A 4,410-nucleotide genomic window follows, 5' to 3' on the forward strand; every position below is an offset into this window, starting at 1 on the left:
CTTTATTGTGTTGGGGATAGTACCTTTCCGGGGCAGGGTTTAAATGCAGTAGCGTTTTCGGGATTTGCTTGTGCTCACCGTATTGCTGTGGATTTGGGATTATAGGTAGAATTATTTTTAGGGAACAGGCATGCTAGCAATAGGCAATAGGCATGCTAGCAATAGGCATGCTAGCAATAGGGAAAAAATCCTGTGTACGTAATTAATATAAGAACCGCTATAAAGTAAGTATTTAACCGCAAATCAGATCACACTCACCACACTTCCCATGCCCGGGCCCCACGCCCTGACAAGGGTAGGTTTTTAACGGTTTTTAACGGTTTTTAAAAAAGGGGCGAGTACCTAACGGGGTTGTCACCCCGTTAGCTCTACAAATCTATGGGATGGATGTTGATTTTCAGGTCTTTTCCCACACAAATCATGCTACTTTCAGGGCAAGGATTCCAGTTTCCTGGGAACAAAGGTTCAGAGGCAATGATGACAGAATTGGGGAAAAGTGGAGCGTTCTGCAGCCAGTAGAGAGAAGGCGGAGTGGAACCGATAGCACAACGAGAGGCAATTAGCTGATTTCCATCACTAATAACTATGTTTGCTAAGACCTTGACTCCATAGGGTTTGGCTAACTTAAAGACCGTTTTTAATGTCGCTTCTAATGCTTGTTCCCAATTACCATCCACAGCAGCTAACTCATTGAGGAACAAGGCGAAGATATGTTCAGAATCGGTAGTGCCTTCAATTTTCTGATAGACTGTATCTTTAATATGACTGCGGATCGGTTGGTATAAGGTGGCTCGAAAATTGTCGATGAAGCCATTGTGGGTGAAGAGGAAGTGGCGATCGCTAAAGGGTTGACAGTTACTCCAACTTGCCCCTTGTCCAGGGGTAGCACTGCGGATATAGGCTAGGAAGCATTCAGACTCAATGTAACGACTGAGGTGAGGTAAATTAATATCGCTCCAGATCGGTAGGATGTTTTTGTAGATAAAAGGTTCTGTCTGTTTTTGGGAGTGATACCAGCCAATTCCTACCCCATCAGCATTCACAGAGGTGGTTACAGTTTCTCGCGGTCTGTAACTTTGAATACACAGAGAGTGTTCTGGTTCGTAGATTAGTTTATCCGGTTGGATAGGAGAACCGAGGTAAGCCAGTAATCGACACATATGTTGAAATACAAAAATTGGTATTAATCTTATTTTTTCCTACCAAACGAATGGCACTAAGATAAGCCGAAATCCTTTCTAGAAGGGGAATGTGGAAAGATTATTTTCTCCCACACCCCTTCACACTCCTCATCAGTGCTACGTTTGAGTCTTAACTAAGTACCATTCTGACTACGCCCTTTCAATAACAATCAACTTGGATGTCTGCGGGAAACAAAATTGACCACCCTGCGATTTAAAGGGTGCTAATACATCTTCGTTAAACAATGAAAACACGTCAACAGAATGATTAATGATACACTTTTGAAGGTAGACCTCTAGCAAATCCCGATCTGTGCAGTTTATTGTGTGGTCGTAGCACAAGTCTATCGTAGTATATCGTAACCCGATTGCATCTAATGCCTGTTGAATATCCTCTGCAGTAATAAACCTGTCTAAGTTATTGGCTTGCTTACAACTTTCTAAATAAACATCATATAGTTTACAGTAACAAGAATCAGAGCTTGCTTGGTAGATTAGGAAAACACCATTGGGCTTCAACAGTTTCCAAACATATTGGAGTATATCTTTAATTTTTTCGGCGTTTAGTGTATACCAAGAATGAATCGACCAAACGATATCGTAGTAGCTATCTCTTGGAATGACTGTTTCAATATTTTCAGCCGAAGCCAAAAATGTTTCAACTGTCTCAAAATGAGTTAATCGGTTGAGCGCTACACTACATCGATTCAGGGCGTAGTCTGTAACATCTAGTAGATCGGAAAATATTTTAACTTGATTGGTTATTTTATTATCGAGAAGAGTTGGGAAAGTGCCTGTTCCACAACCTATGTCTAAAAGCTTGACTTGACGGTCTTTGAATAGACTGATTCTTTGTAGAAGCTGGCGACAACTAGTCAGATATTCGTAGTCTATTAAAGCGATTTTGAACCAATCATTTAGTTTATCATCGTGATTTAAGCCAGCCTTCTGGTAATAATCAATACAAGGATTAATCTTTCTAAGATTTTGTGTCATAGCAATGCTCTTAAGATGTTTATATCAATGCGTATCTGCCAAACGAATACCAGTAAATTGATGCCGGGTAGAGGGTGGGTAAAAGTTTCGGTAAGTTGGACGAATATGAGACAAGGGCGTAACGCATGAACCTCCTCTTAACACCAGTCGATTACACATTAATTTGAAGTTATATTCACCCACTATTCCCGCTTCTAGACGATAACCAGGATAAGGTTGATGGGTGCTATTTGTCCATTCCCACACATCGCCGAATAGTTGGTCTGGTTGAGTATTTCCTGTTGCTGGAGCAGGGTGCAGCATTCCAGTTTCTAATAAGTTTCCTTCTACTGGAACATTAGCAGTTGCTATTTCCCACTCTGCCTCAGTTGGTAAACGTTTACCTGCCCAACGGGCGTAGGCATCGGCTTCATAAAAGCTAACGTGACAGACGGGTTCGTTCTCATTTAAGCGGCGCATCCCACCTAGGGTCATCAACCACCAATCCCCATCAATTTGTTCCCAATATAAAGGGGCTTGCCAATTTTGGGAGTGAGCAGTTGCCCAACCTTCTGATAGCCAATAATCGGGGTTATTGTAACCTCCGGCTTGGATAAATTCTAGGTATTCTCCATTGCTTACTAATCGAGAAGCGAGTTGATAGTCTTGCAAATAAACTCGATGGCGAGGTTGTTCATTATCAAAGGCAAATCCTTCGCCATCGTGACCAATTTCATACAACTGGGCTGGATAGTCTAGCCAATCAAGTGGTCTGACTACAGATGTAGAAGTGGGAGTCGGTAAATTAGGATTATAGACGGGACGTAGGGGATTGTTGCCAAAGATATGCTTAATGTTGGTGAATATAAATTCTTGATGTTGCTGTTCGTGGTTGAGTGCAATAATAATCAGCGATTCTAATTCTGAATTTCCGATATTTTCAGTCATAAATAACTGCATCGCTTCATCCACATAGGCACGATAGCGATAAACTTCGGCTACAGTGGGACGAGATAACGTTCCCCGTTGGGAGGCAGGAACTCGTTCTCCTAGGGAGTCGTAGTAGGAGTTCAATAGGTAATCATATTTGGGATGAAAAACACTGTAGCCTTGGCAGTGGTAAATTAAAATAAAGGCTTCAAAAAACCAAGCGGTATGGGCAAGATGCCACTTAAGGGGACTGGCATCAGGCATACTTTGAACTACATAGTCTTCAATTTCCAGGGGTTGACAAATTTGTTCGCTGAGTTGGCGGACTTGTTGGTAGTATGCTGATAACGATAGCTCTTTTGAGGGTTGAGAGTCAGGAATTGTGATTACCATTATTGTTAGGTATTAAGCGTTAGGTATTAGGTGTTAGAGGATTTCCTCTATCTGTTGAACCATAACGTTATCCAGATTTGACCATCCACACCAAAAAACTAAGAATTTGTTCAAGAGGAGGAAGGGGATAATCCACTAAATCAATGGTTACTGTTTGTCCTTCTAGTTTAAGAAATCGCCATTGTGTTCCACTACTAACACACCCGTAAACAGCTGCGATGGGTTGCTCTTTAGCTTGATTAAATCGCTGCGCTGCTACCATTTCCGCAATGCATTGTCCAAGTCCAGATTTTAAGTCTGATTTTTTTGCTTCAACAATGACAATTGTCGGAGCTTCTACTGTTAATTGTTCAGGAGAACGACTGATGAGGAAGTCGCACACTCCGTTGAGTCCAACACTCACATCAATGTTAAATTCTTCCCCTGAAAATACGCTGATTTGGCGCTCTAGAATGCGCCGCACTTCCAAAAGTACGGGATTGATAATGACTTCAGAACGTGCTTTTTCGGTATCGACGGCAATCGCCCAAGGTAAATCCTCTAAAATGCCTTGCAGTCTGGGACTTGGTACGATGGGTTCTAGGGAGTTGGGGAAAAAGCGAACCCCTTCAACTGTTGTGAGGTGAAAATCTTGTTTGACTTTTTCGATAGTGAATTGACTGTAAGGCATAGAAAAGTATCTCTTAATAGCAAGATGTTGTCAGGTTCGCATAAAAATTGACGGCGGTTGTGAGTAACAACGGTGAAAAAGTATGTCCCTCCTGCAATCTTAGCGCGACGGTATTCCATTGGTTTCGGTTATTCTATAGCAATTCTACGACTTGTGAGGTACAAATTTCTGGTTTTTAGGGAGCAGGGAGCAGGGAGCAGGGAGCAGGGAAGAGGTAAGAAGTAAGAGGGAAGAGGGAAGAGGGAAGAGGGAAGAGGTGAA

The 4,410-nt window shown here is 42.1% G+C and carries 4 protein-coding genes; all 4 read right to left on the reverse strand.

What is annotated here, in order from left to right:
- Window positions 1–368: 368 nt before the first annotated feature.
- A complete protein-coding gene (gene egtC, locus F6J99_RS42460; RefSeq protein ID WP_293122806.1) occupies window positions 369–1,160 on the reverse strand; it encodes an ergothioneine biosynthesis protein EgtC in 792 nt (263 codons plus the stop codon).
- A gap of 171 nt (window positions 1,161–1,331) precedes the next feature.
- Entirely contained in the window at window positions 1,332–2,177 is an 846-nt protein-coding gene (locus tag F6J99_RS42465) for a methyltransferase domain-containing protein (RefSeq protein ID WP_293122808.1), read from the reverse strand.
- A gap of 24 nt (window positions 2,178–2,201) precedes the next feature.
- On the reverse strand, window positions 2,202–3,479 hold the full coding sequence (gene egtB / locus F6J99_RS42470; protein ID WP_293122810.1) for an ergothioneine biosynthesis protein EgtB: 1,278 nt from the start codon (window positions 3,477–3,479) through the stop codon (window positions 2,202–2,204).
- 67 nt (window positions 3,480–3,546) lie between these two features.
- Complete coding sequence (locus F6J99_RS42475) at window positions 3,547–4,149, reverse strand: hypothetical protein (RefSeq protein WP_293122813.1); 603 nt, start codon at window positions 4,147–4,149, stop codon at window positions 3,547–3,549.
- Window positions 4,150–4,410: the final 261 nt, after the last annotated feature.

It is taken from the genome of Moorena sp. SIO4G3, assembly GCF_010692305.1.
Taxonomy (GTDB): domain Bacteria; phylum Cyanobacteriota; class Cyanobacteriia; order Cyanobacteriales; family Coleofasciculaceae; genus Moorena; species Moorena producens_A.